At 73.5% G+C, this 2,855-nt stretch carries 2 protein-coding genes and 1 pseudogene; 2 read left to right on the forward strand and 1 reads right to left on the reverse strand.

Features of this window, described 5'->3' with window-relative positions; translation table 11 throughout:
• Window positions 1-320, forward strand: a pseudogene (locus AB0I76_RS26700) (hypothetical protein); the annotation flags it as partial.
• Between the two features lie 102 nt (window positions 321-422).
• Here AB0I76_RS26700 and AB0I76_RS26705 read toward each other — a convergent pair.
• On the reverse strand, window positions 423-641 hold the full coding sequence (locus AB0I76_RS26705) for a DUF397 domain-containing protein (protein ID WP_357040925.1): 219 nt from the start codon (window positions 639-641) through the stop codon (window positions 423-425).
• Window positions 642-708: 67 nt separating this feature from the next.
• Here AB0I76_RS26705 and pepN point away from each other — a divergent pair.
• Window positions 709-2,855 (forward strand): aminopeptidase N (gene pepN / locus AB0I76_RS26710; RefSeq protein WP_357040928.1); only part of this gene is annotated, 2,147 nt, incomplete at its 3' end.

Raw genomic sequence — 2,855 nt, forward strand, 5'->3', positions numbered from 1 at the left:
GGGCCTCCGCGATGATCCGGGCCCCCTCGTGCTCGGCGGACACGGTGATCTCGTTCTCGGCGCACCTGGGCTTCGAGGCAGCCGACCCGGGCCACGCCCGGGAGTTCGCGGTGGCGTACGCGGAGGCGCTGAGCCTGCTCCGGCCCGAGCTGGCCCTCGGGGCGGCGGCGCTGTCCCCGGCCGACGCCTGGCACCGGGCGGAACGGCTGTTCTGCGGCGCGATCGGCCCGGACGGCGAGCGGTGCGCCGACGTGGCCGACCATCCGGGCTTCCACCATGCGCCCGGCCCGGGCGGCCTCGGGTGGGGCGACGGTGACTAGTCGCCGGAGCGGGCACGAGCTCGGTGGAACGCCACGTACCTCATGGCACGCCGGTGAGGTACGTGGCGTTCCACAGAACTCGGCTCGGCCGCCGGATCATGGTCAGTCCAGGTCGAACTCGCCGTCCTGGGCGCCAGCGACGAAGGCGTCCCACTCGGCCTGGGTGAAGACCAGCACCGGGCCGTCCGGCTCGGCCGAGTTGCGCATGCCGATCAGGTCGTCGACGAACGCGACCTCGACGGCGCTGTCGGAGGTGTCTCCCTCGGCCCGCTGCCAGACCGCCCGGGAGAGGTCGAAGTCGCCCTTGGGGTGCGCAGTCATCGCGTGTTCCTCCAGTGCCAGGGGGTCGTGGGGACCGGTGCGGATCCCCATCGGGCAGGATAAGCGGATGCCGAGCCTGAGCCGTGTAGAGGCGACCGCGCGTGGCGCGTCGATCACCGTCCAGTCCTACCGGGTCGACCTCGACCTGACCGGGGACGGTGACCGGTTCCGGTCGCACGTGGAGATCCGGTTCCGGGCCACCGCCGGGACGGAGACGTTCGTCGAGGTCAAGCCCGCGACCCTGCATCAGGTACGCCTCAACGGCGTCGACCTCGACCCCGCCACGCTGGACGACAACCGGCTGCGGCTGACCGGGCTCACCGAGGAGAACACGCTCACGGTGAGCGCGGACATGGCGTACTCCAACACCGGCGAGGGCATGCACCGCTTCGTCGACCCGGCCGACGGTGAGACCTACCTCTACGCGATGTCCTTCCTGGACGACGTGCAGCGCATCTTCGCGGCGTTCGACCAGCCCGACCTGAAGGCGCCGGTCACCCTCTCGGTCACCGCGCCGGAGCACTGGACCGTCGCCGCCAACGGCGAGCTGGCCGCCAACCCGTCGCCGGGCCGCTGGGAGTTCGCCGAGACGGCGCCGCTGGCCACGTACTTCTTCTCGCTGATCGCCGGGCCCTGGCACGTACGTCGCGACTCCCACGACGGCATCCCGCTCGGCGTGTACTGCCGCCGGTCCCTCGCGGCGCACCTGGACACCGACATCGACGAGATCATGACGGTGACCCGGCAGTGCCTGGACCGCTTCCACCAGCTGTTCGACGTGCGCTACCCGTTCGGCAAGTACGACCAGGCGTTCGTGCCCGAGTTCAACGCCGGCGCGATGGAGAACCCCGGCCTGGTCACCTTCCGGGACGACTACGTCTTCCGCTCGGCCGTCACCGACTCCCAGCGCGAGCTGCGGGCCACCACGATCGCCCACGAGATGGCGCACATGTGGTTCGGTGACCTGGTCACCATGCGCTGGTGGGACGACCTGTGGCTGAACGAGTCCTTCGCGGAGTACCTGGGCACCCGGGTCACCGCGGAGGCGACCCGCTTCGACCGGGCGTGGACCACGTTCGCCCTGCGCCGCAAGGCGTGGGGGTACGCCGCCGACCAGCGTCCCTCCACCCACCCGGTGGCCCCCGAGGAGGTCACCGACGCCGCCGAGGGCCTGCTCAACTTCGACGGCATCTCGTACGCCAAGGGCGCCGGCGTCCTGCGGCAGCTCGTCGCCGCGCTGGGCGACGAGGCGTTCCTCGCCGGCCTCAACGCGCACTTCGCGAAGCACCGGTTCGGCAACGCCACCCTGGACGACCTGCTGGGCAGCCTGTCCGCCGCCAGCGGGCGGGACCTGACCGGGTGGGCGCAGCGGTGGCTGCGCAGCGCGCAGGTCAACACCCTGCGCGCCGAGGTGGCCGTCGACGCGGACGGCCGCTACACCGAGGTGGCGGTGACGCAGACCGCCGCCGAGACGCACCCGGTGCTGCGCCCGCACCGCATCGGCGTCGGCCGGTACGCCGCCGACGGCACCGTGACCCGTACCGAGGTCGACCTCGACCCGGACGCCGTCGGTGGCCGTACGGTGCTCGCCGACCTGGCCGGTGAGCCGGCGGCCCGGCTGCTGCTGCCCAACGACGGCGACCTGACCTTCGCCAAGATCCGCCTCGACCCGGCCTCCGCGGACGCGGTGCCGGCGTTGCTGCCCGGCCTGGCGGACCCGCTCGCCCGCGCGCTGCTCTGGGGGGAGGCGCTGGACGCGGCCACCGACGGGGAACGGCCGGTCGGGGTCGGCCTGGTCGGGCTGATCGCGGCGGCGCTGCCCGCCGAGACCGAGGTGGTCATCGCGGAGGACGTGCTCACGCTCAGCCGCTCGCTGATCGACCGCTACCTGGATCCGGCCGCCCGCGAGGCCGCCCTGGCCCGGGTCGCCGACGCCTGCCGGGCGCTGCTCGACGGCGCGCCGGCCGGTGGGTCGTTGCAGCTCGCCGCCGCGCGGGGCTGGATCGCCGCGACCACCGACGCCGACCTGCTGACCGGCTGGCTCGCCGGCCGGGACGTGCCCGCCGGGCTGGCCGTCGACACCGAGCTGCGCTGGTCGGTCCTGCGCCGGCTGGTGGTGCTGGGCGCGGCCGGTGAACCGGAGATCGCCGCCGAGGTGCGGACGGCGCTGACCCGCAACGGCGGCTCGCTCGCCGACGCCGGCTCGGTGTCGTA

Origin of the sequence: Micromonospora sp. NPDC049799, from assembly GCF_040656655.1 — a bacterium.
Taxonomy (GTDB): domain Bacteria; phylum Actinomycetota; class Actinomycetes; order Mycobacteriales; family Micromonosporaceae; genus Micromonospora.

Bases quoted from the DNA above. Each gene is read 5' to 3' on its own strand.
- AB0I76_RS26705 (WP_357040925.1), bottom strand. From the start codon at position 641: ATGACTGCGCACCCCAAGGGCGACTTCGACCTCTCCCGGGCGGTCTGG.